The following is a 25,652-nucleotide window of genomic DNA, read 5'->3' on the forward strand; positions in this document are numbered from 1 at the left end:
TTGGCCGGGCACCGTCGCGGCCTCGACGCCCCCGTCACCAGCTGACTCGCCACGCGCGTGGACATTCCCGCTATGATCAGACCGATGCTCGCCCTGCTCCTCCTCTGCGGCCCCGCGGCCGCGGCCGGGACGGTCAGCGGCCCCGCGACCGTGATCGACGGTGACACGATCGAGGTGCAGGGCACGCGTATCAACCTCTACGGTATCGACGCCCCCGAGACCGCGCAGCGCTGCGAGACCGCCAATGGCCAGGAGTATCGCTGCGGCAGCAAGGCCGCGCAGGCCCTGCGCGCGCGGATCGGCGGCGGCGCGGTCACGTGCGAGCGGCGGGAGGGCGGCGTGCCCGGTCGCGTCACCGGGATCTGCCACGTCCACGGTGAGGACCTGTCCGCCTGGATGGTCGGGCAGGGCCTGGCGCTGGCCAACCGTCAAGTGACGGCTCCCTATATCCGCCAGGAGGGCCACGCCTGGGCGACCCGCCGCGGCATCTGGGCCGGCACCTTCGAGAAGCCGGCCGACTGGCGCCAGGACCGGCGCCGAGTCGAGGCCGCGGCCGGCACGAGCGCGGCCGACTAGCCGCTCCGGCGGCTCAGGCCGTCGCGTCCTGTCCCTCGGTGAATTCCCGCCAGAGGAGGACCAGGGCGGCCATCACGGCCGGCCCTAGGAACAGGCCGAGGAGCCCGAAGGTCTCGACGCCGCCGAGGATGCCGAGGAGCACCCACAGGAAGGGCAGCTTGGTCGTGCCGCCGATCAGCGCCGGGCGAATGAAGTGGTCGGCCACGAAAGTCACGACGAGGCCCGCCGCCGCCACCACGAGAGCCGCCGTCACCGACCCGGCCGCCACCAGGAGGAGCGCCGCGATCGCGATGGCCACGGCGGCGCCGAACGGGATCATCGCCGCCACCGCCGTGAAGGCGCCGAGCAGGACCGGGTGGGGCACGCCCGCGAAGTGGTAGACGATCCCGAGCACGAAGCCCTCGCCGAGGCCGACCAGCACCAGCCCGTCGACCGTGCCGTGCACGGAGGCCACCATCTGGCGGGCGACGCGCTCGCCGCGCGGCCCGAACAGCCGGTGGCAGGCGGTGAGCGACTGGTCCCGCACCGTCCGCCAGTCGCGGAACAGGAAGAACAGCGCCACGAGGCTGAAGCCGAACAGGACGATGCGGTGCAGCACCTCGCGGCCGACATTGCGGGAGGCCCCGAGCACCGAGTGGTTCTCGAACCGGCGCAGCAGGTCGGAGCCCGCCTGCGCGTGGCCGAGATTGTCGTTCCACCACGCGGTCGCCTGCGCGGCGCCGTAGGGCAGGTGCTGCAGGAATTCCGGCGCCGGCACCCCGTTCGCCTCGGCGTTCCGAACGAACTCGGCCACGTCGTGGGCCTCGCGGGCGGCCTGGATGCCGAGGATCGCGAGCGGCGCCAGGAAGACCAGCGCCACGGCCGCGGTCATCAGCGTGGGCAGGAGGATGTTGTGCTTGCCCGGCGGGAAACGGTGCTCGAGCCGCTGGTAGACAGGCCAGAGGGCGATCGCCAGGACCACCGCCCAGGCGAGCGCCGGCAGGAACTCGTGCAGGATCCAGAGGCCGAGCGCCGTCAGGGTCAGGACCAGCAGGACCCGGGCCGCTCCCTGGGAGCGCGCGCGCTCCTGCGGCGGCAGGGGCGGCGTCTCGACGCGCGCCGGCGGGGCGGCGGGCTTGGTGATCGGTGGCATCCGTCTGGTCTCCTGAGGACGCGCCTCGTCTCGCCGTCAAGCTAGGGCCGGCGCGGCCGGAGCGTACGCGCGTCCCCGCACCCGGCGGCGCACGCCTGTGGACAGGCGCTGAAACGCCGGGGAAGCGCCGCGGTTGCCGCTTCTGACACCCTCGTGTAGAGGTCGCCGCCATTCGACCGGGCCGCGTTCCAGGCCCCGTCCACGCGTCGGGCGGCCGCCCGGGCGGCGAGGGGGCTCCCGCACGACCGATCCGGAACTCGAACAGCCCGCGAGAAGACATGTCCGACGAGCCCGCCCACGGCAGCGCCACCTTCGAGCGCGTGGCCGACATCATTGCCGAGACCGCCGACATCCCGCGGGACAAGATCACGCCCGAGAGTCACGCCATCGACGACCTCGGCATCGACAGCCTCGCCTTCCTCGACATCGCCTTCGCGGTCGACAAGGCCTTCGGGATCAAGCTGCCACTCGAGCGGTGGACCCAGGAGGTCAACGAGGGCAAGGTCCCGGCCGAGGAGTACTTCGTCCTCAAGAACCTGTGCGCGCGCATCGACGGCCTCGTGGCCGAGAAGGCCGCCAAGGTCTGAACCGAGGCCGATCCGACCCGTCATGCGCCTCGAATACTTCGAGATGATCGACTCCGTGCGGCTCCTCGACAGGGCCGCCGGCCGCATCGAGGCGCTCGCCCGGGTGCCGATGGCGAGCCCGGTCTTCGAGGGCCACTTCCCCGGCCACCCCCTCGTGCCGGGTGTGCTCCTGACCGAGACGATGGCCCAGGCCTCCGGGTACCTCGTGCTCGCCCATCTCGACTTCGCCCGGATGCCGTTCCTCACCGGGGTCGACAAGGCGCGCTTCCGGTCCTTCGTCGGGCCCGGCGCGGACCTCCTCGTCACGGCCACCCTCGAGCACGACGGCTCGGGCTACGCGGTGACCAAGGCGGCGATCAGCCACGACGGCAAGGCGCTGTGCGACGCGGAACTCCGCTTCCGCACCATGCCGTTCCCGGACGGACTCGACGCGCCGATGCGCGAGCGCGCGCGGACCATCGGCCTGTTCCCCGATCCGGCTCCGGCCGAACGCGAGCCCTGAGCCAGCCATGAGCCAGCCATGAGCCGCCCCGTCGTCGTCACCGGCCTCGGCCTCGTCTCCTGCGCGGGCGAGGGCATTGACGCCCACCTGGCCGCCCTCGCCGATGAGGCGGCCCCGCGCACCGACAGCGAGACCTTCGCGCCCTATCCGGTCCATCCGGCCCCGGCGATCGTCTGGGACGGCCAGATCCCCAAGCGCAGCGACCAGCGCCAGATGGAGGCGTGGCAGCGGCTCGGCGTCTACGCCGCCGGCCTCGCCCTCGACGCGGCGGGCGTGAAGGACGACGCCGCCTTCAAGCAGGCGCTCCACCTCGTCGTGGCCGCGGGCGGCGGCGAGCGCGACTACGCGGCGGACGGAGCGATCCTGACCGGCCTGCGCGACGCCGCCGATCCGGGCGCCTACCTGAACGAGCGGCTCCAGAACGATCTCCGCCCGACCCTGTTCCTCGCCCAGCTCTCGAACCTGCTCGCCGGCAACATCGCCATCGTGCACGGGGTGACGGGCGCCTCGCGCACGTTCATGGGCGAGGAATCCGCCGGGGTCGACGCCCTGCGGATCGCCCAGGCACGGGTGGCGTCGGGCCAGATCGACGCGATCCTGGTCGGCGGCTCCTACAGCGCCGAGCGGCCGGACGTTCTGGTGATCCACGAGATGGGCGGCTACCTCGCCCGCGACGCCTACCGCCCGGTCTTCGCGCGGGGCGAGTCCGGTGGCGGGGCGGGCGGGTTCATCCTCGGGAGTTGCGCGGCCTTCCTGATGCTCGAATCCGCCGCCCACGCCGCGGCGCGCGGCGCCCGCGCCCTGGCCCGGCTGGAGCCGGTGGCGAGCGATCGGACCCGGCGCGCGCCGGGCAGTGTCGCCGGCAGCCTCGAGACGCTCTGGCGACAGGCCGGCCTCTCGGCTCCCGACACCGTCCTCTCCGGCGCTACCGGGGTGGCCCCGATCACCGCGGAGGAGCGGGACGCGCTGGCGCGGCTCGCACCGGGCGCGCGCCGGCGCGCCCTCGGGGACGTGATCGGGCACGGACTCGAAGTGGCGGCGCCGTTCGGGGCGGCCCTCGCCGCCGCCCTCGTCGCCGCCGGCGGTGCGCGCGAGGTCGCCGTGACGGCCGTCGGCCACCGGCGCGGCGAAGGGATCCTGCGCCTCGTCCCGGCCTGAGCGAACCCGCGTCACGGGGCCCATGTCGGCCGCGTCCGATCGTCCGGTCGGCAGCACAGCTTTCGCGCGGACGCGCCGTATTGAAATCCCTTATCCCGTTGTTCAAGCGACCGTTCCGGCGCCGCTCAACCGGAATTTCCGGAAAGAGTTTCCCGCATCGCTCCGGCGCTGGCCGAGGGAAATATTTCTCTGCGCTTGCCAAAGAACCGCCGGCGGTCTACTTCTACCGCATCGGCACGTGTCCGGATATCTTGGACCGTTACGCCTTCGCAGGGCGGTTCTGACTTTCCTATCGCTATCGGTCGATGCCGGCGCCCCCTCGTTCGGGCGGGTGCCATCTCTCACTATGCCTGCGAAGATCAAGGACTTCCATGAGCACCGGAACCGTCAAGTGGTTCAACGAGACCAAGGGCTACGGCTTCATCCAGCCGGATGACGGCGGCAAGGACGTGTTCGTCCACATCTCGGCCGTCGAGCGCGCCGGCCTGCGCGGCCTGAACGAGGGCCAGAAGGTCACGTACGAGCTGGAGACCGACCGTCGCAGCGGCAAGCAGTCCGCCGGTCAGCTCCAGACGGCCTGATCGTCGTCCTCAGCGTTTCTCCGGAAGCCGCTCCTCTGGGAGCGGCTTCTTCGTATCTGCCATCGTGTTTCTAACCCCCCCCCCTCTGCGGGTGACGGCCTTCGCCGCATCCGATCCAGGAGTGTCTGTGAGCTTTTTGAACAAGCAGGGTGTCGCCGATCGCCTCGAGACTGCCGCCAAGGCGCGCTCCGAGATGCTGGCCCGGTTCCGGGCCCGCCCGTCCGCCGACGACCCGGCCGTCCTCGCCCGCCAATCCGCCCGCCGCGCTGTGGTCGATGCCCGCGAAGTCCGCGCTGCCGAGCGCGCCGCCCAGCGTCAGGCCGAGATCGAGCGCGCCGCCGCCCTCGCCGAGGCGGAACGCCTCGCCGAGATCGAGCGCAAGCACGCCGAGCAGCTGGCCGCCCAGGAGCGCGCCAAGGCCCTGCAGGCCGAGCAGAAGGCCCAGCGCGACGCGCGCTATCTCGCCCGCAAGGCGAAGGCTCAGAAGAAGCGCTGAGGCGCGTTCCGCAGCGATGCCCGTCCAGGAGCTCGGCATGTCCCACAAGTTCAAGGTCGGCGAGCGCGTCTGCCGGTCCCGCCTGGGCATCCCGGGCGAGACGGGCGAGGCCGAGGTGTTCGAGATCCTGCGGCTGATGCCGGCGGATCAGACCGGCGAGCCGAGCTATCGGATCCGGACGAAGACCGGCGAGCGGGCGATCCGCGAGGGTGATCTCGTCGCCGCCCCGCAGGCCTGATCCGGACGCCTCAGAGCGTCCGGAACATCACCAGCGCGTCGACCGGCCCGAGCGTCGGGTGCCGGAAGGCGCCCGGCAGCCGGCCGACCACGTCGAAGCCGAAGCTCTCCCAGAGCCGGACGGCCCGGGCGTTGGTGCTCACCACGAAGTTGAACTGCATCGCCGCGAAGCCCCGCGCCCGCGCCCGATCGAGGGCGTGCGCGCACATGGCCCGCGCGACCCCGCGGCCGAGGGTGGCCGCTCCCGTCATGAAGCCGCAATTGGCGACATGGGCGCCCCCGCCAGCCTGGTTCGCGCGCAGGTAGTACGTGCCGAGCACCGTCCCTGCCTGCTCGGCCACGAAGGTCTCGCGGTCGGGGCCGGTCCAGTACGCGAGGGCCTCGGCCTCGCCGAGGTCGCGGTCCAGCGCGTAGGTCTCACCGGCCCGGATGGTCGGCACGATGATGCCGGTGATGGCCGCGTGGTCGGCCGCCTGCGCGGCCCGGATATGCAGACTCACCCGAATTGCTCCCGCAGGATGCGCTCGTCGAGGCTGTGGCCGGGATCGTGCAGCAGCACGAGCTCGGTGGCGCGGTCGAGGGACGTCTCCACCGTGCAGACCCGGCGGAACTCCGTGTGGTCGGCCACCGCCGCGACCGGGCGGTGCGGGGCGTCGAGGACGTCGATCCGGATCCGGGCGTAGTCCGGCAGAAGTGCGCCGCGCCAGCGCCGGGGGCGGAAGGCCGAGATCGGTGTCAGCGCCAGAAGCTTGGCGTCGAGCGGTAGGATCGGTCCCCCGACCGACAGGTTGTAGGCCGTGGAGCCCGCCGCGGTGGCGACGAGCACGCCGTCGGCGATCAGCAGGTCGAGCCGGACATTGCCGTCGACGGCGATCTTCAGCTTGGCGGTCTGGTGGGTCTGGCGCAGCAGGTAGACCTCGTTGATCGCCCGCGCCCGGTGGGATCGGCCCTCCGTGTCGAGCACGTCCATCACGAGCGGGTGGATGACGCTGCGCTGGGCGTTCTCCAGATGCTCCAGGAGGTCGTCGTCGCGGAACTCGTTCATCAGGAAGCCGACCGTGCCGCGGTTCATCCCGTAGATCGGCTTCGGGTGGTCCATGAAGCGGTGCAGCACCTGGAGCATCAGGCCGTCACCGCCCAGGGCCACGACGACGTCGGCCTCCTCGGGCGGGACGTGGTCGTAGCGCCGCATCAGGGCGGCCGCGGCCTCGCGGGCGTAGCCGGTCGGGCTCGCCACGAAGGCGATCTTCTGGAAACGCGGCATGGATCAGGCGCAGCCGCGCAGGCGCGTCGGGATCGCCTCAGGGTTCACGTCACGGCTCCAGTCTGACGAGCGAACCGCCCGGTTGACGTCCTTGCCCGGCATGCGCCTCACTCCGCGAGCACACGCGCAATTGGAGGCATAGCATGGAGCGTCCGCTCCTCGTCTACACCACCTTTCCCGACCTCGCCTCGGCGCTGAACATCGGCGAGGCGCTGGTCCGCGAGCGACTCATCGCCTGCATCAACGTGCTGCCGGGCATGCAGTCCGTCTACAGCTGGAAGGGTGCGGTGGAGCGCGGTGCCGAGGTCGCAGCCATCCTCAAGAGCCGCGAAGGTCTGGCCGACGCGCTGGCGGTCGCGCTGAAGGCCCGCCACCCCTACGACACGCCGATCATCCTGCATCTGCCGGTCGCCGGGGCGGACGCCGACACGGCCGCCTGGATCCTGGCGGAGACGCAGCCCGGTGAGCCGTATCAAGCGACATCCGGAACTGACCTCTTCGCGTCATGAGGATCTGACCCCCATGCTAATTTCCCACGCCTAGACGGGTGTGGGTTGGGGGACCGCAGCCGCCTTTTGCAGGAGGCCGCTGCGACGCTTCTCACGAAGCCGGTAGCTGTCGCCGCGGATGGTGACGACGTGGCTGTGGTGCAGCAGCCGATCGAGGATCGCGGTGGCCACCACCGCATCGCCGAACACGCTCCCCCACTCGCCTACCGCTCGGTTCGACGTCACCAGCATCGCGCCCCGCTCGTAGCGGCGGCTGACGAGCTGGAAGAACAGATGCGCGGCATCCGGCTCGAACGGCAGATAGCCGAGCTCGTCGATGATCAGCAGTTTCGGCTTGGCGTAGTGCGTCAGCCGCTCCTCCAACCGACCCTCAGCATGCGCCTTGGCCAGCTGCGCCACGAGCGTCGTGGCCGGGGTGAACAGCACGCCATAGCCGGCCACAATCGCCGCGCGCCCGATCGCCACCGCCAAGTGCGTCTTGCCCACGCCGGGCGGCCCGAGGAACAGCACCGCCTCGCCATTGGCGATGAAGCGGCCGGTGGCGAGTTCACGGATCTGCGCCTTGTCCAGCGAGGGTTGGGCGCCGAAGTCGAAGCCGGTCAGGTCCCGCACGAAGGGGAAGCGAGCCAGACCAAAGGCCATGTCGATGCGGCGCTGGTCACGCCGAGCGACCTCACGCTCGCAGAACAGGGTCAGCGCCTCACGGATCGTCAGCTCGCCCCGGCCGGCCTCGTCGATCAGGCTATCGAGCTGATCGCGCATGGCCGTCAGCTTCAGGCGGTCGAGCAGCAGGGTGAGGTGGTCATGGTCCATCAGAAGCCTCCCCCGGCGACCGCCTCGTACTCGGCCAGCGGCCGCAACAGCGCCGGCGGCATGATGGGCGACGGGTCGAGCCGGTGAGCCGGTCGCTCTCGGCTACCCACAAGCCCGGCCAGATGGGCATCGTCGACGACACGGCCGTGGCGCCCCTTCAACGCGGCGTGCACGGCGACCTCACGTCCGCCGTGGTGGACGCGCACCACCGCTCCGCTCACGGTGACGCGAACCCGCTCGCCGATCAGCCGCCACGGCACCGAGTAGGCGTTGCCGTCGACGCTGACCGCGCAGTCTGCCCCGACCCGGCGCACGAGATCGCGTGCGGCGGAGAACGGCGGCACGCCCGCCAGGGGCTGCAGCGCCCGGGCCTCGTCCCGGGCGAACCGCGCGCCCGGCGCCTCACCGGTCGTGCCGTGCGCGCGCCGGTCGGCCACATCCCGCGTCCAGGCATCGAGATGCGCCTCCAGGGCGGCAAAGCTCGCGAAGCGGTGGCCGGCTACAGCGTTCCTTTTGACGTAGCCAACGCCGCGCTCGTCCTTGCCCTTCGTGCGCGCCCGGTACGGGGCGCAGGCCCGCACCCGGAAGCCCCAATGCCGGGAGAAGGCGTGCAACCGCGGATGCAGGATGACCTCGCGGCTGATCGGGTCATGGTGCAGGACCAGGGCGCGGGCATTGTCGAGCAGCACCTCACGCGGCACACCGCCGAAGGCCTGGAAGGCGCTCTCCAATCCGGCGAACCAGTCCTCCTGCCGCTCGTGGCCGAAGGCGCGCACGTGCAGTCGACGCGAGTAACCGAGCGTCGCAACGAACAGCGAGACCCGGGTTGGCACACCGCCGATCTCGATCCGCCGCTCGCCGAAGTCGATCTGCATCTGCTCGCCTGGCCGCGTCTCGAACCGCACGCTCGCCCGCGCGGCGATCACCAGGTCCCGCCGCAACGGCGCCACAGCCCGTTCCACGGTGCGCAGGCTGACGTGGATGTCCTTCTCGTTGGCGAGGTCCTGGCGCACGACGTCGGCGTTGCCGGCATGCTGCCGGAACCGTTCGGCCAACCAGTCCGTCAAGCCGTCGAGCCGCTTCGATCGTGAAGGCGTTTTAGAGGGGCGCCAATCACCCTGACGGAGCCAGTGCTTGACCGTGTTCTTCGAACAGCCGAGCTCGGTCGCGATCCGCTTGGCACCCCAGCCCAGCGCCTTCAGCCGCACCATCGCCGATACGTCGTCCGGCGTCTTCATCTCGGCCCTCCGCGGATCGTCTGTCCGCTCAAGAGCCTGATCTTCGTTCCTGATCATCTCGACCTCCTCGCTCATCGAGGGGGTCAGGTCCTCATGGCGTCAGGGGGTCAGTTTGCCGTGTCGCCTGACAAGCCGTTCGAGAACGGGACCCAGGCGGACTGATCCGGCAGACTGCGCCGCGCTGCTTCCCACCCTGACCCTTCCGGCCGGTTCCGGCAGTGTGCCGGACAGGGTCCAGACGGCTGTGGACAAGCGCGCTTTGCCGTCGGTGCGGGCGCCACAATGGCTCGTCAGACACTGGTGCCATTGGCGTAGTCGTGGAGTCGAATTAAAAAGACATAAATATACGAATCTATACGAAAGATATCCGATGTTGAATTATGGAACGAGAATTTATACTGAGCGATTGGAGTAGAAGATTGAATTCATCTGGTGTGCTTGGCTAGAAAACCTCCGTGCGTACACCGCACGCGATGCGACGCGGAGGAAAATCATGGGACGTTTCAGGAATGCAGGACGGTTGGGGTTGGTCCTGCTCGCCGCAGTCGCGGGCGCCGTGCATGCGCAAGCGGCCGGGGCGCCGAAGAGCGAGCCGCTGATGACCGTCGCGCCGGCGCCGTCCGGTCCCGCCGGCCTCGCATCGGCCGATCCGCCCGCCTTGCGGTACGGTGTCCTCTATGCCGACGACAAGGGCCACAGCCATGTCCAGTATTGCGACCTGAAGAACTTCATCTTCAAGAGCTACGCGCCTCCGGCAGCGCCGCAATATGTCGGCTTCCCGCCGGGTGAGGTGACGTCGATCAAGTACGCGGTCCTGCCGGTCGGCTATGTCGGTACGTGGCACACGGCGCCGGGTCTCCAATGGGTGATCACCCTGTCGGGCCGCTGGTCCGTGGAGGCTACGGACGGGTCGGTGCTGGAGCAGGGCCCCGGCGAGGTGGAATTCAACGCCGATATGGGATCGACACCGCAGGGGCCTGAGGGCCATGTCGGACACCTGACCCGGCAGGTCGGCGACGTGCCGAACGTGCAACTCATCGTCTCGCTGAAGCCGCAGGTCGGAAAGGCCCGCTCCACCGATCCGTGCCAGCCGTCCCAGCCGTGAAGCACGGCGCGGGCCGGCGACGCTCGTTCCGCCGGCCCGTGCGGGTCAGCCGCCGCTCACCGGATAGCTGCGGCCCTTCCAGGTCGCTGCGCCGGCCCGTTCACGGCGCAGGAGCACGTTCCACTGAATCGCCAGGGCCACCGCGACCGCCGCGGGATGGAGCGGGATCGTCGCCCACGGGGCCCGGACCGCGACGGTGACGGCCGTTCGGGTCGCCAGGGACAGGCCGAGTGCCAGGGCGGCCGGGGTCAGGGCGGAGGCCGGCAGCAGCCCGAGCAGACCGGCCAGGACGAGGAGCGGCGGCAGAATCTGACCGCAGCCGAGGAGCAAGGTCCAGATCGGAAGGGCGCGGGGCGTGGCCATGCCCTCGTGGGCGTTCTTGGAGAAGCCGGCCCAGGCCTGGGCGAAGCCGTCGTACATCCGGCAGGTGGCCAGCGCGGCGGCGGCCACGAGATCCGTCCGGTAGCCCGCGGCCCGGAACAAGCGGGGCAGGCGGACTCCGTCGTGCAGGGAGGTGCGGATCGCGCCGTGGCCACCGGTGGCCGCGTAGGCCCCCCGATCCATCAGGATCAGTTGACCGCAGGCCGCGCCGAGCGACGGGTCGGACAGGCGGCGCATCAGCGGCACGGGCAGGAAGCCGAGGAGCAGGAAGTCGATCATCGGCACCGTCAGCATCTCGCCGACCGTGTCGGTCCGCTGCCGGGGCACACCGCTGACGAGGGCCGCGCCGGTGCGGCGAGCCTGCGCCGCGAGGGCGGCGGCTGCCCCGGCCTCGAGGCGCACATCGGCGTCGATGAACAGCAGGTGGTCGCCGTGGGCGAGCCCGGCCATGTGGCTGCAGGCGTGGTTCTTGCCCGTCCATCCGTCGGGCAGGGCCGGCACCGGGACGAGACGCAGGCGCGGGTCGCCGACGGCGCGCACGATCTCGGCGGTCGCGTCGGTGGAATGGTCGTCGCCGACGATCACCTCCACCGGGACCGCGGCGCTGGCGAGCGCCGCCCGCACGGTGGCGTCGATGTTGCCGGCCTCATTGCGCGCCGGGATCAGGATCGAGACGAGACCGGCCCCAGTCTCCACCACGGGCCGGCGCAGGACCGCGAGATTCACCGCCGCCAGGATGGCCGGCAGGAGGGCGGTGGCGAGGCAGAGGTACGCCAGGGCCGTGAGGATCGAGTCGGTCATCGTCTGCGCCGGCAGGGGGGCGCGCCACGATAGGGGATCGGGCGGGATCTGGCGCGCGCGGGCGGTCTCATCCGGCGCGATCCTGACCGCCCGCGGCGCGGTGCGCCGGATCGAACCGGCGGCCGGAGAGGCGGGCCGACAGGCGCCGCCACAGGTCGTAGAGGCCGCCGACGCCCTTCCGGCCGGAAAGCAGGGTGCGGAAGCGTCCGGGCTCCCGGCTGATCACGTCGGCGCTCAGGCGGTCGAGGGTTCGGGTCAGTTCGGATTCCAGGCGCGCGAGGCGCTGATCGCGCGGGAGCGCGGCGAGTTCGGATCCGGCGATCCCCGGCCCGAAGGCCGCGAAGGCTCCCGCGCCGCGCTCGTCCCAGAAGGTGTACTCGACGGCGAGCGGGACGAAGAGCGCGTCGGGGGCGATCTCGGCGAGCCGCGCGACGCCGGGACGCAGGGCCAGCGGCCGCGCGCGGGCGTCGGCGAAGCGGCCCTGCGCGGTGATCCAGAGCATGCCGTCGCGGGCTCCGAGGATCGACCGAGCGGCTGCCAGGAACTGCGCCGCCCCGCGCGGGCTGTCGAGGTCGACGCCGAAGGCCCCGATCCGCTCGAAGATGCGGTAGCGCGCCAGCATCGCGGCGTCGAACGGCGCGCGGCTCGCCCGCTCCGGATAGAGCCGGCCGCCCAGCACGATGATCAGCGCGGCGTCCCACCAAGCCGGATGGTTGCAGTAGACCACGATCGCGCCGGGATGGTTCGCGTCAGGTGGCGTGCTCCAGAGGGGCAGCCGCAGGGCGTCGAGGTGGCGGTGCAGGTATCGCTCGAACCACGCCACCATAAAGGCGCGGATCCGGGGCGAGACCGAGGGCAGGGGGGCGCCGTGCGCGCCTCTCGCGCCCCCCGCACCGGGGGGCGGAGATGGCGGCGTCGCGGTCACGCCGAGGCGCGCAGGGCGCCGCGCGCGTCCTGGTCATGCGCGTCGGCGGCGATCCAGCCCGACATCATCACCATCGGCATGCCGGGCCCCGGATGGGCGGCGCCGCCCGCGAGGTAGAGGCCGCGCACCTGCCGCGACCGGTTGCCGGGCTTGAACGCCCCCATCACGCGCCCGTGGGAGGCTAGGCCGTAGATCGCGCCGTTCAGGACCTTGTAGCGCTCGTGGATGTCCTGCGGCGTGAGGTGGCGCTCGACGACGATACGCTCTTCGAGGTCCGGCATGCCGGCGGTGCGCTTGAGCTTGTCGAGGATCGTGCGGCGGTAGTTCTGGAACAGCGGCCCGTCCGGACGCCAGTCGTGGTGCGGCCGCAGATACGGCGTGTGCACGAGGACGTAGAGCGCCTCGCCGCCCTCGGGCGCCACGCTCGGATCGGTGGAGGAGGGAGCTGCCAGATAGGCGGTGGGGTCCGGGGCAGGCTCGCCCTTGTTGTAGATGTAGTCGAACTCCTCCTCCGGGTCGCGGGAGAAGACGAAGTCGTGGTGGTTGAGGTGCTCGTAGCGCTTGTTCAGGCCGAGATAGAGCACCACGCCCGAGCAGGCCGGTTCGGGGTTCTTCTTGGCGTAGGCCTTGGCGGCCTCGCCGCCCACGAGCTCGCGGTAGGTGCGGACCGAGTCCATGTTGGAGATCACGGCGTCGTAGGGCGTGACCCCCGCGGCCGTCCGCACGCCCCGGACCGCGCCGTTGGCGGTCTCGATCCCGGTCACCTCGGTGTCGGTCTTGCACGTGGCGCCGAGTTCCTGGGCAAGCTTCGCCAGCCCCTCGGCGACGGCGCGGGTGCCGCCCATCGGGTACCAGACGCCGTCGGCCGTCTGCATGTGGGCGATGGCGCAGAGCACCGCCGGCGCGCCGTAGGGCGAGGAGCCGACATACTGCACGAAGTGGTCGAGCATCTGCGCGAGCCGCGCGTCCTTGACCTTGCCGCGGATCGTCGAGGCCACCGAGGCGTGCATGCGGAGTGACAGTACGTCGCGCAGCGTGCCCGGGTTCATGTTGGCGCGGATGTTGATCGTGTCGAACAGGTCCTCGACCGGCTTCCAGAAGAAGAATTTCTCGGACACGCCGTGAAGATGCTCGGAGATGGTGATGAACTTCTTGTAGCCCTCGCCGGTGCCGGGGGCGAAGCGCTCCATGTCGCCGGCCATCCGCTCGACGTCCTGCATCAGGTCGATATGCGTGCCGTCGTCGAAGAAGCAGCGCCACTGCGGGTCCAGGCGGCGCAGGTCCATGTAGTCGTGGACCGAGCGGCCGGACTCCGCGAAGATCCGCTCCAGCACCCGGGGCACGGTCAGGATCGTCGGCCCCATGTCGAAGCGGAAGCCGCCCTCGTGGAGCACCGCCGCCTTTCCGCCGAGCCAGCCGTTCTTGTCGTAGACCGTCACGCGGTGGCCCCGCGCGGCGGCGACGCACGCGGCGGCGAGTCCGCCGAGCCCGCTGCCGATGACGGCGACCGTGGAATCCTGGCTCATCCTGCTGGCTGGCTCCCCGGGCCGAGGAAGGCGTGGCCCGCAGAGCGAAGCTAGACCTGGGGCCGGGCGGGTCAACGCGCCACCCGGTCGCGGTCGCCTAGTGGCGGCGCTCGCCTGTGGACAGGCGCGCCAGGAAGTTCCCGATCTCCCGCCGGCGGAGCCCGGCCTCCAGCACTTCGGGCCCGACGCCGTGACGCCAGGCCAGGCGGCGCGCGGTCTCCGGGTCGTGGCCCTGGAGCGTCGCGACTTCGTCGGCATAGGCGGCCACGGCCCGCGAGTTCTCGGCGAGTCCCGCCTCGACAATGGCGGTGTCGCAGAGGCGCAGCATCGCGGCCAGCTCGTCGAGGTCGAGCTCGGGATGATACTGCGTTCCCCAGAACCAGCCGCGATCCCGGCGGATCTCGAGGGCCTGGATGCCGAGAACGCGGTTGCCGGCGAGTACGCGGGCGCCCAGGGGCGGCTCTAGGACGGCGTCGGAGTGGATCGCCGGGGCATCCCAGGTCGCCGGACGGCCGGCCAGCAGAGCGTGAGTCCGGCCCTCCTCGGTCGGGGTGATCGCCCGGGCGAAGCCGTATTCCGGCCCGCGGGGATTCTCGGCGGCGCGCCCGCCCGCCACCGTGGCGGCGACCTGCACTCCCCAGCACGAGCCGAAGACCGCGCGCCCGGCCTCGAAGGCCGCGCGCATCAGGTCGAGCTGCCGGTTCACGGCCGGCGTGCCCTCCGAGACCTTGAGGGTCGAGCCGGTGAAGATCAGGCCATCGAACTCCGCGAGACCCGCCGGCAGGGCCGCGTCGGCGTCGGCGGCGTTGACGTGCCGGCAGACGGAGCCCGGCGCGAGGTCCCGCACCACCGCCGCGTAGGACTCGGCCGAGGTTCGTCCGGTGGCCGCGACGTGGCGGTCGCGGGCAGCGCGATCGTTGCCGTCGGCGATGAGCAGGCGGAGCATGCGGGATACCGGGGAGCGCGGCCGTAGCGGAGGCGCCTCTATGTCGGTGCACACCGCGTCGCAGGAACGGCGCGGATCGTCGCGGGAGGCGGCCGCTGAAATCTGGCCCGACTCCTCCAAACGGGTGATGCGCCCCGCGAAGCCGGGTTTACCCCTGCCGTCTCGGACTCCGAGGAACGATCAGCGCGGAGGACAGGATGCCAGATCTCGCCGAGGTGGAGCTCTACTGCGCGGAAGCCCGGGATATCCTCGCTCACGCGGAGAACATCGTTGCCGACCTGGACCGGAGAGGTGCCTGCGAGGGGCACTGCCTGATGGCGAACCAGGGCCTCGCGGCGCTGCGGAACCTCGACCGCATCATCGAGCGGCACCGCAGGCGGCTGGCGTTCCTGGCCCTGCCCAACGCGGTCGGCCCGTCCCCACCTCCGTCCCCTCCGCGGAAGCGGAACTGGCTGCTCTTCCTCCGGCGGCGCGGCGGGTACGCGGGCCATGGCATCGAGGCGCATTCCTAAGGCTTCCCAGGAGGATCGGGCGAGCCACGCGAGGCGCGCAGATCCCCGCCTGCCGGTGACGCGGCGGTGCGACGGCCTGTCGAGAACCCTGCTGGTCGGGATCGTGCTGCTCGTCCTGGGGTTGGCCATCCCGGCCACCGCCCGGCGAGCACCCCCGCCGTTGCACCAGGCGGCCGAGATCGAGGCCCTGGTCAACAGGGCGGCCGACATGCTGGAGGCCGAGGGCGCGCGGGCGTTCGACGCGTTCCGGCGCAAGGGGAGCACCTGGCGATACGGGGACGTCTACCTGTTCGTCGTCGACCTGCGGGGGATCGTCCTCTTCAACGCCGCCCATCCGAATCGCGAGGGCCACGACCTGCTCCACGAGCGCGACGCCGACGGGAAGCAGTTCCACCACGATTTCATCGACGCCGTCACGCGGTTCGGGGCCGGATGGGTCGACTACATGTTCCCGAAGCCCGGCCAGTCGGCGCCGAGCGTGAAATGGAGCTACGTCTGCGCGACGCGCGTGGCCGGCGTGGAGGCGCTGGTCGGTGCCGGCGTCTACGTGGAGTAGCGCCGTCCGGGTCGGGACGCCGGGACCTAGGCCGTCCGCCGCGCCGCCAACGCGAGGGCGAACGCGAGACCGGCCAGGGTCAGCGCCGCCAGGACGCCCAGGGCCGGGGCCGCGGCGGAGAAGCCCTCGCCCAGGGCGCTCTGGTAGGCCTCGATCGCCCAGGCGTTCGGGGTGAGCCATCCGGCCTGCTGCAGCCAGGGCGGCATCAGGAACCGCGGGACCATCGAGCCTCCGACCGCCGAGAGCAGCAGCACCCCGAAGGTCGAGGCGAGATGCGCCTGCTGGCGCGAGGCCGCGAGCGCGCAGGCCGCGAGCGCCAGACCGGCCGCCATCGCGGAGACCAGCAGGCAGGCGGCCAGGAAGGCCGGCCAGTGCGGACCGATCTCGACGCCGTAGAGAAGCGCAGCGGCCAGGAAGATCAGTCCGGCCTGGACGAGCCCCTGCAGCGTCAGGAAGGCGAACTTTCCGAGCACCACGACGGGCAATCCACCCGGCCCGGCCATCAGCCGCTCGGTGAGGCCCGTCTCGCGCTCCTCGACCAGGGACATGGCGCCCTGCATGGCGGCGAAGAGCAGGAACACCGCGGTGATCGCGCCGGCGTAGTAGCTCACCCGGGCATTGGCGGTCCCGGACGCGGTGCTGCGGCGCTCCACCAGGGAGGCGAAGCTGAACGGTTCCTTCTTGGCACGCTGCTCGGCGAAGGCCTCGTCGAGGAACCGGCGCTCGTCTGGACCGATCTTGCCCGTGCGCTCGACGTCGGCGACGACCCGCGACAGGACCACGTCGGGCAGCGCCTCGTTCAGGACCCGCTGGAGCTGGCCGAGGGCGATCGGTGTCGCCAGCGCCTTGGCGGGGTTCTCGACCAGCACCACCGGCTGGTCCGCGGAACCGGGCGCGGCCTCAGCAGGGGCGGCGATCAGGTCTCCACGCAGGACCAGCGCCACGTCGACCTCGCCGGCCCGCACCGCCTGCGCCACGGCGTCGATGTCGGGCGCGGGCAGCCGCGTCACCCGGAGCGAGGGATCGGCCGCGAGCGCGTCGGCGAGGCGCTGTGTTGCCGCGGTGTGGACGAGGTCGGCCAAGCCGAGATGGATGCGGATCCGGTCGCCGATCGCACCGGAGAAGATCGCCGCGAAGATCGAGAAGATCACGGTCGGCAGCACGAAAGCCATCACCAGCGCGGCCCGGTCGCGCAGGAGGGTCAGGAGCATCACCCGGAAGGCGGCAGCGATCATCCGGCGGCCCCGACCCGGAGCGGGGTGGCTTCGGGATCCGTCAGTTCCCGCGGGCGGAGGGCGTCGAGATAGAGCGTCTCCAGCCGCGGCGCCCGCACCCGGATCTCGGCCACCGGCACGTTCTGGGCGCGCAGGGCGCCGAGCAGCGCCGCGCCGTCGAGGCCGGCCCGTTCGACCGACCGCCAGACGAGGCCGCCAGCCTCGGCGGGCACGAAGCCGGCCCGGCGCAGCACGCCCTCGGCCTGTCCCGTCACCGGGCCGGTGAGGCTCAGCTCCCGCTCGGGCGCGCCCGTCCGCAACTGCGCGAGCAGGTCGGCGAGACGGCCGGCACGCACGACCCGGCCCTGGGCCAGGAACGCGACCCGGGAGGCGAGGCGTTCCGCCTCGGCGAAATCGTGGGTGGCAATCAGGATCGCGGTGCCGGCGGCCTTCAGGCGATCGAGCACCGCGTGGATCGCGGCCCGCGCGGCGAGGTCGACGCCGCTGGTCGGCTCGTCGAGGAGCACCAGCCGGGGCCGGTTCATCAGGCTCGCGGCGATGTTCACCCGGCGCCGGTACCCGCCCGACAGGACGCCGACCGGGCGCCGAGCCACGTCGCCGATGTCGGCCATGGCCAGGGCGGCCTCCACGGCCGCCTTCCGGTCGCGGCGGGAAACCCCCGCCAGCTGCCCGAACACGCCGAGATTCTCCGATACGGTCAGCCGCGGATAGAGGGCGATCTCCTGCGGCACCCATCCGATGGCGCGGCGGGCCTGTCCCGCGCGGTACGGGTCCGCTCCGGCCACGCGCACCGAGCCCGCACTGGGCGCGAGCCGCCCCGCCACGAGGCGCATCAGCGAGGACTTACCGGCCCCGTTCGGTCCAAGCAGCGCCAAGGTGTCGCCAGTGCCGAGGTCGAGATCGACCTGATCCAGCACCCGTCGGCCGCGGAGGTCGAGGCCGACGCCCGCGAGCCGGACGAGGGGGGCGTCCATCGGTTCACCGACCCGGCAGGGCACGGCCGAGGCGCACCCGTACGGCGGCGCCGGGCTCCCGGAGGGCGAAGGCCGCCTCGGCGAAGTCGGGTCGCGCTCGCCGCCCGACGGCCCCCGAGAAGCCGTAGGGCTCGAGCGGCAGGCCGAGGCCGGTGCGGTCGAGGCGCCCGTTGCCGTTGGCGTCCTGGTAGGCTGCCACCGCGTAGGTTCCCGGCGGGACATCCCGGAAGGTGAACCGCGCCCGGTCAGTGGTGGCCGGCGCGTCGTCCCCCCTGAGACACGACGTCTCCGAGAGACCGCCCTGACAGAGCGCGACGCGCACCTGGCCGCCCCCGGGCTCGATGCCGTCGACCTCGACCTGGACGGCGGCGGCCCATGCCGGCACGGCCGCGGCGCAGAACCAGGCCGCCACGGCAACCGTCACGCGTCCTCTCGGCCTCCGGAGAAGGCTCCGGTCGGTCGCCGCGCTCACGAGGCCTCGCTGGAGGTGGCCAGCGGGGCGGTGTCGGGGATGCCGGCCGCGGCGGCGGCGCGGGCACCGGCAAGCTCCTCGATCAGCAGCCGGGCCGATATGCGGGCTCCTTCGTAGATCACCGGCAGGCCCGAGCCCGGATGGGTGCCGCCACCGACGATGTAGAGCCCCGGTCCGAAACGATTGTGCGGCCGGAAATACAGCATCTGCATCAGGTCGTGGGCGAGGTTGAAGGTGGCGCCCTCGTGGACGGCGAAATCCTCCTCCCACTGGGTCGGGTCGATGATCCGCTCGTAGCGGATGCGGGACTCGAGATCGTCGATTCCGAGGAGCTTCAGCCGTTCCAGGACCAGGGCGCGGTAGGTCTCCCGCATCGCCGCCCAGTCGATCCCCGCCTTCAGGTTGGGCACCGGCACCAGCACGTAGAGGGCTGTGTGTCCGGGCGGCGCCATGCCGCCATCCGTGTAGCCCGCGTGCTGCACGTACAGGGACGGCTGCATCGGCAGCGTGCCCTCCGTGATCTCGCGGATGTTCTTCTCGTAGCCGTCGGCCAAGAGGATCGTGTGATGCCCGAGGCTGTCGGGCATTTTCCCCTCGAGGCCGAGATATAGCATGAAGGTCGAGCAGGAGAGCCGAGCCTTCCGGATCTTGGCGTCGCGCCAGCGCGGCCGGTGCCGCTCCGGGACGAGGGCGCGCACGACCTTCGCGAAGTCACCGTTGATCAGCACCGCGTCGGCGTTGAAAGTCTCGCCGTCCGCCACCAATCCAGTGGCGCGCTTGCCGTCGAACAGCACCTCCTCGACGTTGCTGTTGAGCCGGAGGTCCACGCCCATGCGGCCGGCCAAGCCCGCCATCGCCTCGGAGACGGCGCCGCAGCCGCCCACCGGGTGATAGACCCCGTGCTCGTATTCGAGGAACGACAGGATGGTGAACAGGCTCGGGCACCGGAACGGCGACATGCCGAGGTACTTGGTCTGAAACGAGAAGGCGAGGCGCACCCGCGGGTCGGCGAAGTGGCGCTTGAGGTCTCGGTCCACGCTCCGGCCCGGATGCAGGTAGGGCAGGGCGGCCAGCATGGCCGGGCTCGCCATGCTGCGCAGGGTGTGGAAGGCCTGTTCCAGGACCGGCTTGAAGTAGTTCAGCTTGGTCCGGTTCTCGGAGAAGAAGGCCTTGACGTTCTTGGCGTCGTCCGGCGCGAGGCGGGCGACCTCGCGCTCCAGGCGCTCGACGTCGCCGGTCGCGCGGATCGTTCCCGAGATCCCCTCCGCGCCCTCGAACACGAGGTGGTACTGCGGGTCGAGCCGCTCGAGCTTGACGTGGTCTTCCAGCCGTTCGCCGCAGCTCGCGAAAATATCCGCAAGAATCTGTGGATAGAGGAAGAACGTCGGGCCGATATCGAACCGGTAACCGCCGGGAGCCTCGACGGTCTTCGTCCGACCCCCGACCTGCGGGTCCTTCTCGAAGATGGTGACGTGGATCCCGGCCCGCGCGAGCAGTAGGGCGGCGGCCAGTCCGCCCGGTCCGGCCCCGACCACGGCCACCCGGCGTCCGGTCAGCGCCCGCAACCCATCCCCAGACTGAAGCAACGTCCCCGACTCCTCACAGAATCCCGATACCCCGTCCAGCCAAGCTAGCTTCGCATCATCGCGCGGCAATTGCAGCCGTTTGTCGCGCGCACAACGCTGTATACGATCATACGGTGGATACACATCCGCAAGGTTTCTCGACGCGAGCCGCGTCGCGGACCGCCCGTGGCCTCACCGGCGGCCTCGCCAGCGCCGGATCGCGTGTCGGGCCGTCCTCGGTGGAGCGGGCGCGTCAGCGCTGGCCCAGACGCTCGTACCAGGCGTGGGCCTGGGCGGGCGTCCGCTCGAACGTCCGGGTGCCGTGGGGCCTCCGCGTCTGGCGCCATTCCCGCGGCGTCACCCCGAATCGAGCGCGGAAGGCGCGGCTCAGGTGGGCGGGATCCTTGAAGCCGTGCTCGCTCGCCAGGCGCACGAGCGCCCGCGTCTCGAGCGGATCCTCCAGGGCGATCCGGATCGCCTCCAACCGCTTCTCCCAGACGCGGTGCATGACGCCGCCGACGTTCTGGAAGGCGCGGTACAGCACGGTCCGCGAGACGCCCACCCCGTCGGCGAGGCGGTCCGGCGATAGGTCGGGCGAGGCCAGGTGGAGATCCATCAGGCGCTCGACGAGGGCGACGAAGCCGGCATCCAATTCCGGGCCCTGCAGCACGTCCGAGGCCGCGGACGGATCAAACAGGCGGCGGACGAAACCGGTCAACTCACCCGCGATCGCCGGCTCGTCGTCGGCGGTGGCCGTCGGCAGCCGGCGGTACAGGGCGTGCAGCCGGGCGACGAGCAGACGGTTCCGCTCCCTGTCGAGGAAGATCGGGATCCGCTCGACCGCGCAGTCGGCCAGCAGGCGTCGCGGGATGGTCAGCCCGATCGCGCTGGAGCTCACCCCGCGGGCATCGAGTTCCCGGCCCATATTGGCGGCCATAATCCGGTTGCGCTGCTGCACCACCGGGCTGCCCGCGACGTCCCCGGACAGGCCACCCGACACGTAGAGCATGAACGTGAAGTGATCCGGCGTCGCCGCGGCGTGGCGGCGATCGCGGACCATGTGCTGGGCCGAGAAGACCATCCGGCTGGCGAGGATGTCCCCCAGGACCGTGCAGGACGGGTTCCCGCGCGGCACCGGAGCCCCTTTGATCTGCTCGATCCGAACGATGGGTGCCATCAGATCGCGCCAGGCGGCGAAGGCCTGCGCGGGTTCGAGGGGATCGGTGTTGAAGTGAAGCGTCGGGAGACTCGACATGCGATCCGGCGCGGCGTCGTGACGGTCTTGAGATCTCAGCTTGCGCACACCCGCGCGCGGCGTCGAGATGTCCATGTGTTGCAGGCGGACGATTGTGTGCCGGCCCTATTTGGCGGCGTCCGCGCGGAGAATACTGAGTTCAGGAAACGGCCGGCCTGGGCGAAGGGAGCTGTCGTCGCGGCGCGTTCACGTCCTGCCGAGGCGCCCCTGGCCGTGCGCGATGGTGTAGAGGGCGACGCCCGCCGCGGTGGCGACGTTGAGCGAGTCGAAGCCGGCGGCCATCGGGATCCGGATCGGACGCGACCGGGCCAGCGTCGCCGCATCGAGGCCGGGTCCCTCGGTGCCGAGGATCAGGAGCGCGCGCGCCGGGACGTCGAGCGTGTCCAGAGTTTCGGTCGCCCCCGGGCTGAAGGCCAGCGGCTGGAGATCGAGGGTTTCGGCGAGCCGCAGCCAGTCCTGCCCTTCCGGCAGCCGCGCGAAAGGCTGGATCAGGGCGGCCCCTGCGGAGACGCGGATGCTCTTGCGGTAGAGCGGGTCGCAGCTCGCCCGGTCGAGGAGCACGGCGTCGGCCCCGAAGGCCGCCGCGTTGCGGAAGGCGGCGCCGACATTGTCGTGATTGGTCAGGCCCGCGAGGCCGACCACGAGGGCGGGGGCGGGCGGCGGCGGTACGAGGTCGGCCGCGCCGGGCTCCGGCCCGCGCAGGCCGACCGCGAGGACCCCGCGGTGGATCGGGAAGCCCGTCACGGCGCTCATCACCGCCTTCGAGGCGCCGAACACGGGCGGCGGCTCCGCGGCGGCGGCGACGTCGGCGGCGAGTCCGGGCCAGCGCTCAGGCGCGAGGAGGATCGATTCGGCGCGGAAGCGGCTGCGGCGCCCGAGGAGCAGCCGCAGGGTCACCTCGCCCTCGACGATGAAGCGCCCGGCGCGGCCCACGAGGTCGCGCTCGCGCATCCGGGTGTAGGGCTCGAGGCGGGGATCGTCCGGGTCGGCGAGGAGCTCCGGGACCGGAGTCACCTCAGCCCTGGGACCGGTCGGAGCGGTTCGCCAGCGGGTCGGCCTCGGCCTTGGTCGGCACCTTCACCAGGGCCTCGCCGTCGAGGACTGTCTCACCGCCCACCGAGCACTTGCAGGCGAGGCGCGCGCGCCGCCGCTCAGGCATGAGTTCGGCCACCGTCACGGTGACGTCGACGACGTCGCCGATCCGCACCGGGGCGCGGAAGTTCAGGGTCTGGGAGATGTAGACGGCGCCGGGCCCCGGCAGGCGGGTGCCGAGCACCGCCGAGATCAGCCCGGCCGTGTAGAGGCCGTGGGCGATGCGTGTGCCGAACGGCGTGCGCGCGGCGAAGTGCTCGGACAGGTGGATCGGGTTGCGGTCGCCGGTGATCTCGGCGAAGCCCACCACGTCCGAGGAGGCGATGGTCTTCGAGAGGGTCTCCGACAGGCCGACCTCGAGATCCTCGAAATAGAGCACGCGCAGTTCGGGCAGCATGACGCGGCAGACCTCCGGTTCCGGCCGGTCATTCGTCTCGTGCAGCCGGCTCCGGCAACGGCGTCGCACGATCCCGGCGGCGAATCCACCCGGACAAAGGCGTAACGGCGTCGAACTTTCTTGAGCCGCGGACAGGCTTTTCTCAACGGCCGCTCGACAGCGCCGCGCGCGTCGGCGAAGAGGCGTCCCGTGATCGCCGATGATGCGCCCCGGCCCGCGCCGCCCGCCCTCCGCCCGATCGTCGCCCGCGTGGCGGCGCTCAACCTCGGCTATTTCGGCATCGAGATCGCGGTGGCGCTCGCCATCGGCTCGGTGGCGCTGATCGCCGACAGCCTCGATTTCCTCGAGGACGCGGCGATCAACCTGCTGATCTTCGCGGGTCTCGGCTGGAGCGCGCGCAACCGCGCCCGCCTCGGGACCGCCATGGCGGGGATCCTGCTCCTGCCGGCGCTGGCGGGGGCCTGGGCGGCCTACGGCAAGATCGCTGACTTCACCGCCCCCGCGGCACTGCCCCTGACCCTCGCGGGGCTCGGGGCGCTCGCCGTGAACCTCACCTGCGCGCTCATGCTCGCCCGGCACCGCTCCGGCTCGGGCAGCCTGACCCGGGCGGCCTACCTCTCGGCGCGCAACGACGCCGTCGCCAACCTGGCGATCATCGCCGCCGGTCTGGTGACGGCCCTCCACCCGTCCCCCTGGCCCGACCTCGTGGTGGCGGCCGGGATCGTGATCCTCAACGCCGACTCGGCCGCCGACATCCTCAAGGCAGCCGCGGCCGAGCGCAGAGCCGCGCGGTAGCGGTCCCGAGCGGCGACACGGCAGCGACCATCATGCGCATCTTCCCCATCTCGGACCTGCACCTGGAGCGGCGTCCCCTCGACCGGATCGCGCCGCCCGCGGAGCCGTTCGACCTGCTCGCCTGCCCAGGCGACCTCCACGAGGGACATCCCGAGCGGGGGCTCGCGGCGCTGCTGCACCTCGCGCAGGGACGGCCGATCGTGCTGGTGCCGGGCAACCATGAGCGCTACGCGCCGACCGGGGACCGGCGGACCGCGCCGGAGCTGATCGCCGCCCTCGAGGCCGAGGTCGGCCGCCTCAACGGGCTCGGCGCGCGGATCCATCTGCTCCAGCACGCGCGGAGCTGCGTCATCGACGGTGTCCGCTTCGTCGGCACCACCCTGTGGAGCGACTGGACCCTCGCGGGGCGCTGGCTCGCACCGGACGCGCCGAACCGGCCCGACGATCCGGTGGCCTACGCGGCGTCGCGCATGACCGACCCAGTGACGGGCTCGCGGGAGTATCTCGGATCGATCCGCAAGGCCGACGGCAGCCCCTGGCAGCCGGCGGACGCGATGGCGGAACACCGGATCGAGCGGGCGGCCCTGCACGCGGCGCTCCGGACCCCGCACGACGGACCGACCGTGGTGGTGACCCATCACCCGGCGAGCCCGCTCGCGGCCGACCGCTTCCAGGACGCGCCCGGCGTCCCCTGGTGGGTGCCGGCCTTCTACGCCAGCACGGCCCTCGACGACCTCGCGGAGGCCGAGCGGCCGGAGCTGTGGATCTCCGGGCATTTCCACGCCGGCCACGACCTGCGGATCGGCCGTTGCCGCTGGATCTCGAACCCGGTGGAGGGCACGACCTACCGCGGCGACTTCGTCGTCGAAGTCGAGGGGCGGTGATTTAGTCCCCTCGCCAAGAGAACGGTCTGTCGACGCCGTGCGATCGCGCACAGCTTGGCCGTAACGGCGGGATGCTGTCGGAGTGAACGCCCGTCAAACCCTGATCGGCCCCGAATGACGGGGCTCAGGTTCGGGGTTTTCATGGCCGGATTTAGCCTGACGTCACGTTGGGTCGCGGCGGCGGCTCTTGCCGTCTCGGCCCCGATCGCCGCCGCGTCGACGGCCACGACCGCGCGGGCGGCGTCCGCGGCGCAGCCGGGACAGACGGTCGGCCTGCCGGTGGGCGACCAGCTGCCGGTCGGCCTGTATTTCGTGAACCTGTCGAGCTTCGGCGTGCGCGGCACGCTCCCGCGCGACTCGTCGACCAACGTCAACCTGCCGACCTTCGCGTGGGCGACGCCCTGGGATGTTGCCGGTGCGCGCCTGCAGTTCTTCTTCACCCAGCCGGTCGCGGCGGCGAGCAGCCAGGGCGCGCCCTATCAGAGCGGCGTCGGGCAGCAGCTGCTGGCGGCCCAGCTCGCCTGGGACCTCGGCGGCGACGTCGGCTTCAGCTACCTGTTCGGCGGCTACCTGCCGATCCAGACGCGGTTCCTGACGCAGTCGGCCTCGCTGACCCACCGCTTCGCGCTGAGCTACACCGGCCAGGGCTGGAACCTCACGGCGAACCTGCTCTACGGCGTCTTCCTCGACACGCGCTCGCCCAGCGGCACCCTCTACCCGGACTACATGAACCTCGACCTGACCATGACGAAGAAATTCGGCTCCTGGCAGATCGGCGCGGTGGCCTTCGGGTCGACGGACCTTCCTACCGGCGTGGCGAGCTACCGTCCGCAGGGCCAGATCGCGGTGGGCGGTCTCGTCGGCTACAATTTCGGGCCCGTGAACCTGCAGGCCTACCTCACGCACGACGTGGTCGAGCGCAATTACGGCGGCCGCGAGGTCCGCGGCTGGCTGCGCGCGATCGTGCCGCTGTATCAGGACAAGAACGAGGTCGAGCCGGGCCGCACTCTCGTGACGCGGCGGCAGGCCGAGTAGCCGAGCCGGCTGAAACTGTCCGGGCCGGTGTCATCCCTGGCATAGGCCGCGGGGCCGGGCGGGGGGCCGTACGAACGGGGCCTCCGAGATCGTCGCATCTCGG

At 71.5% G+C, this 25,652-nt stretch carries 30 protein-coding genes; 14 read left to right on the forward strand and 16 right to left on the reverse strand.

All coding sequences use genetic code 11. The features are described 5' to 3' along the window. The first annotated feature begins 72 nt into the window (after positions 1-72). Positions 73-576 carry a thermonuclease family protein gene (locus LXM90_RS04920; protein WP_026604576.1) on the forward strand — a complete coding sequence of 168 codons (504 nt, stop codon included), beginning with the start codon at positions 73-75 and terminating at the stop codon, positions 574-576. Positions 577-589: 13 nt separating this feature from the next. Here LXM90_RS04920 and LXM90_RS04925 read toward each other — a convergent pair whose 3' ends face one another. After that, positions 590-1,708 carry an AI-2E family transporter gene (locus LXM90_RS04925; protein WP_020090873.1) on the reverse strand — a complete coding sequence of 373 codons (1,119 nt, stop codon included), beginning with the start codon at positions 1,706-1,708 and terminating at the stop codon, positions 590-592. Between the two features lie 278 nt (positions 1,709-1,986). On the opposite strand from LXM90_RS04925, the gene LXM90_RS04930 reads away from it, so the two are divergent. The 6 genes from LXM90_RS04930 to LXM90_RS04955 all read left to right on the forward strand — a co-directional run bounded on the left by LXM90_RS04930 (position 1,987) and on the right by LXM90_RS04955 (position 5,270). Beyond that, positions 1,987-2,295, forward strand: a complete 309-nt coding sequence (locus LXM90_RS04930) for an acyl carrier protein (protein WP_010683687.1) — start codon at positions 1,987-1,989, stop codon at positions 2,293-2,295. Positions 2,296-2,317: 22 nt separating this feature from the next. Next, entirely contained in the window at positions 2,318-2,797 is a 480-nt protein-coding gene (locus LXM90_RS04935; protein WP_056527639.1) for a 3-hydroxyacyl-ACP dehydratase FabZ family protein, read from the forward strand. A gap of 18 nt (positions 2,798-2,815) precedes the next feature. Next, positions 2,816-3,955 (forward strand): beta-ketoacyl-ACP synthase, encoded by a 1,140-nt coding sequence (locus tag LXM90_RS04940; protein ID WP_234081945.1) that lies wholly within the window; start codon positions 2,816-2,818, stop codon positions 3,953-3,955. A gap of 371 nt (positions 3,956-4,326) precedes the next feature. Beyond that, positions 4,327-4,536, forward strand: a complete 210-nt coding sequence (locus tag LXM90_RS04945; protein WP_020090869.1) for a cold-shock protein — start codon at positions 4,327-4,329, stop codon at positions 4,534-4,536. Between the two features lie 127 nt (positions 4,537-4,663). Continuing rightward, a complete protein-coding gene (locus LXM90_RS04950; RefSeq protein ID WP_026604575.1) occupies positions 4,664-5,032 on the forward strand; it encodes a DUF6481 family protein in 369 nt (122 codons plus the stop codon). 37 nt (positions 5,033-5,069) lie between these two features. After that, on the forward strand, positions 5,070-5,270 hold the full coding sequence (locus tag LXM90_RS04955; protein ID WP_026604574.1) for a hypothetical protein: 201 nt from the start codon (positions 5,070-5,072) through the stop codon (positions 5,268-5,270). 10 nt (positions 5,271-5,280) lie between these two features. Here the strand turns inward: LXM90_RS04955 and LXM90_RS04960 are convergent, their stop codons facing one another. Both LXM90_RS04960 and LXM90_RS04965 read right to left on the reverse strand, forming a co-directional pair. Then, the gene (locus LXM90_RS04960) at positions 5,281-5,763 is read right to left on the reverse strand and encodes an N-acetyltransferase family protein (RefSeq protein WP_419149863.1); all 483 of its coding nucleotides are present in this window, start codon (positions 5,761-5,763) and stop codon (positions 5,281-5,283) included. Between the two features lie 2 nt (positions 5,764-5,765). Next, positions 5,766-6,533: an NAD kinase gene (locus tag LXM90_RS04965; RefSeq protein ID WP_020090865.1), complete on the reverse strand. Its 768-nt coding sequence runs from the start codon at positions 6,531-6,533 to the stop codon at positions 5,766-5,768. A gap of 143 nt (positions 6,534-6,676) precedes the next feature. Between LXM90_RS04965 and cutA the strand changes: the two genes are divergently transcribed. Beyond that, the gene (cutA, locus tag LXM90_RS04970; protein WP_234081947.1) at positions 6,677-7,042 is read left to right on the forward strand and encodes a divalent-cation tolerance protein CutA; all 366 of its coding nucleotides are present in this window, start codon (positions 6,677-6,679) and stop codon (positions 7,040-7,042) included. Between the two features lie 30 nt (positions 7,043-7,072). Here cutA and istB read toward each other — a convergent pair whose 3' ends face one another. Together istB and istA are read right to left on the reverse strand one after the other, a co-directional pair. Then, positions 7,073-7,855: an IS21-like element helper ATPase IstB gene (gene istB, locus LXM90_RS04975; protein ID WP_170861908.1), complete on the reverse strand. Its 783-nt coding sequence runs from the start codon at positions 7,853-7,855 to the stop codon at positions 7,073-7,075. After that, positions 7,855-9,093: an IS21 family transposase gene (gene istA / locus LXM90_RS04980; protein WP_075381867.1), complete on the reverse strand. Its 1,239-nt coding sequence runs from the start codon at positions 9,091-9,093 to the stop codon at positions 7,855-7,857. Before istA ends, istB begins: the two co-directional genes overlap by 1 nt. 526 nt (positions 9,094-9,619) lie before the next feature. Here istA and LXM90_RS04985 point away from each other — a divergent pair. After that, positions 9,620-10,198 (forward strand): hypothetical protein, encoded by a 579-nt coding sequence (locus tag LXM90_RS04985; RefSeq protein WP_234081948.1) that lies wholly within the window; start codon positions 9,620-9,622, stop codon positions 10,196-10,198. Positions 10,199-10,243: 45 nt separating this feature from the next. Here the strand turns inward: LXM90_RS04985 and LXM90_RS04990 are convergent, their stop codons facing one another. From LXM90_RS04990 to LXM90_RS05005, 4 genes are all read right to left on the reverse strand, one after another. Beyond that, complete coding sequence (locus LXM90_RS04990) at positions 10,244-11,380, reverse strand: glycosyltransferase (protein WP_234081949.1); 1,137 nt, start codon at positions 11,378-11,380, stop codon at positions 10,244-10,246. Between the two features lie 67 nt (positions 11,381-11,447). After that, positions 11,448-12,206, reverse strand: coding sequence for a lysophospholipid acyltransferase family protein (locus tag LXM90_RS04995; RefSeq protein WP_234081950.1), 759 nt, complete (start codon positions 12,204-12,206; stop codon positions 11,448-11,450). 95 nt (positions 12,207-12,301) lie between these two features. After that, complete coding sequence (locus LXM90_RS05000; protein WP_020090860.1) at positions 12,302-13,831, reverse strand: phytoene desaturase family protein; 1,530 nt, start codon at positions 13,829-13,831, stop codon at positions 12,302-12,304. Between the two features lie 97 nt (positions 13,832-13,928). Next, on the reverse strand, positions 13,929-14,777 hold the full coding sequence (locus LXM90_RS05005; protein ID WP_020090859.1) for a type 1 glutamine amidotransferase: 849 nt from the start codon (positions 14,775-14,777) through the stop codon (positions 13,929-13,931). Between the two features lie 197 nt (positions 14,778-14,974). Between LXM90_RS05005 and LXM90_RS05010 the strand changes: the two genes are divergently transcribed. Both LXM90_RS05010 and LXM90_RS05015 read left to right on the forward strand, forming a co-directional pair. Beyond that, the gene (locus LXM90_RS05010) at positions 14,975-15,289 is read left to right on the forward strand and encodes a hypothetical protein (protein WP_020090858.1); all 315 of its coding nucleotides are present in this window, start codon (positions 14,975-14,977) and stop codon (positions 15,287-15,289) included. A gap of 55 nt (positions 15,290-15,344) precedes the next feature. Next, the gene (locus LXM90_RS05015; RefSeq protein WP_020090857.1) at positions 15,345-15,845 is read left to right on the forward strand and encodes a cache domain-containing protein; all 501 of its coding nucleotides are present in this window, start codon (positions 15,345-15,347) and stop codon (positions 15,843-15,845) included. A gap of 26 nt (positions 15,846-15,871) precedes the next feature. Here LXM90_RS05015 and LXM90_RS05020 read toward each other — a convergent pair whose 3' ends face one another. From LXM90_RS05020 to croR, 7 genes are all read right to left on the reverse strand, one after another. Beyond that, positions 15,872-17,080, reverse strand: a complete 1,209-nt coding sequence (locus LXM90_RS05020) for an ABC transporter permease (protein WP_042674036.1) — start codon at positions 17,078-17,080, stop codon at positions 15,872-15,874. Beyond that, complete coding sequence (locus tag LXM90_RS05025) at positions 17,077-18,054, reverse strand: ABC transporter ATP-binding protein (protein WP_020090855.1); 978 nt, start codon at positions 18,052-18,054, stop codon at positions 17,077-17,079. Before LXM90_RS05025 ends, LXM90_RS05020 begins: the two co-directional genes overlap by 4 nt. Positions 18,055-18,058: 4 nt before the next feature. Further along, positions 18,059-18,478, reverse strand: a complete 420-nt coding sequence (locus LXM90_RS05030; protein ID WP_020090854.1) for a DUF2141 domain-containing protein — start codon at positions 18,476-18,478, stop codon at positions 18,059-18,061. A gap of 44 nt (positions 18,479-18,522) precedes the next feature. After that, positions 18,523-20,112, reverse strand: a complete 1,590-nt coding sequence (gene crtI, locus LXM90_RS05035; RefSeq protein WP_026604568.1) for a phytoene desaturase family protein — start codon at positions 20,110-20,112, stop codon at positions 18,523-18,525. Between the two features lie 232 nt (positions 20,113-20,344). Beyond that, the gene (locus tag LXM90_RS05040) at positions 20,345-21,346 is read right to left on the reverse strand and encodes a helix-turn-helix domain-containing protein (RefSeq protein WP_020090852.1); all 1,002 of its coding nucleotides are present in this window, start codon (positions 21,344-21,346) and stop codon (positions 20,345-20,347) included. A 186-nt stretch (positions 21,347-21,532) separates the two neighbouring features. Then, the gene (locus LXM90_RS05045; RefSeq protein ID WP_020090851.1) at positions 21,533-22,360 is read right to left on the reverse strand and encodes a TrmH family RNA methyltransferase; all 828 of its coding nucleotides are present in this window, start codon (positions 22,358-22,360) and stop codon (positions 21,533-21,535) included. A gap of 1 nt (position 22,361) precedes the next feature. Continuing rightward, positions 22,362-22,835 carry a 3-hydroxybutyryl-CoA dehydratase gene (croR, locus tag LXM90_RS05050; RefSeq protein WP_020090850.1) on the reverse strand — a complete coding sequence of 158 codons (474 nt, stop codon included), beginning with the start codon at positions 22,833-22,835 and terminating at the stop codon, positions 22,362-22,364. 189 nt (positions 22,836-23,024) lie between these two features. Here croR and LXM90_RS05055 point away from each other — a divergent pair, with 189 nt between their 5' ends. The 3 genes from LXM90_RS05055 (at position 23,025) to LXM90_RS05065 (ending at position 25,549) form a co-directional block, all read left to right on the forward strand. After that, positions 23,025-23,630: a cation transporter gene (locus LXM90_RS05055; RefSeq protein ID WP_234081952.1), complete on the forward strand. Its 606-nt coding sequence runs from the start codon at positions 23,025-23,027 to the stop codon at positions 23,628-23,630. Positions 23,631-23,662: 32 nt separating this feature from the next. Next, positions 23,663-24,514: a metallophosphoesterase gene (locus tag LXM90_RS05060; RefSeq protein WP_020090848.1), complete on the forward strand. Its 852-nt coding sequence runs from the start codon at positions 23,663-23,665 to the stop codon at positions 24,512-24,514. A gap of 141 nt (positions 24,515-24,655) precedes the next feature. Beyond that, on the forward strand, positions 24,656-25,549 hold the full coding sequence (locus LXM90_RS05065) for a transporter (RefSeq protein ID WP_020090847.1): 894 nt from the start codon (positions 24,656-24,658) through the stop codon (positions 25,547-25,549). Positions 25,550-25,652 lie beyond the last annotated feature (103 nt).

Source organism: Methylobacterium oryzae, assembly GCF_021398735.1.
Lineage (GTDB): Bacteria > Pseudomonadota > Alphaproteobacteria > Rhizobiales > Beijerinckiaceae > Methylobacterium.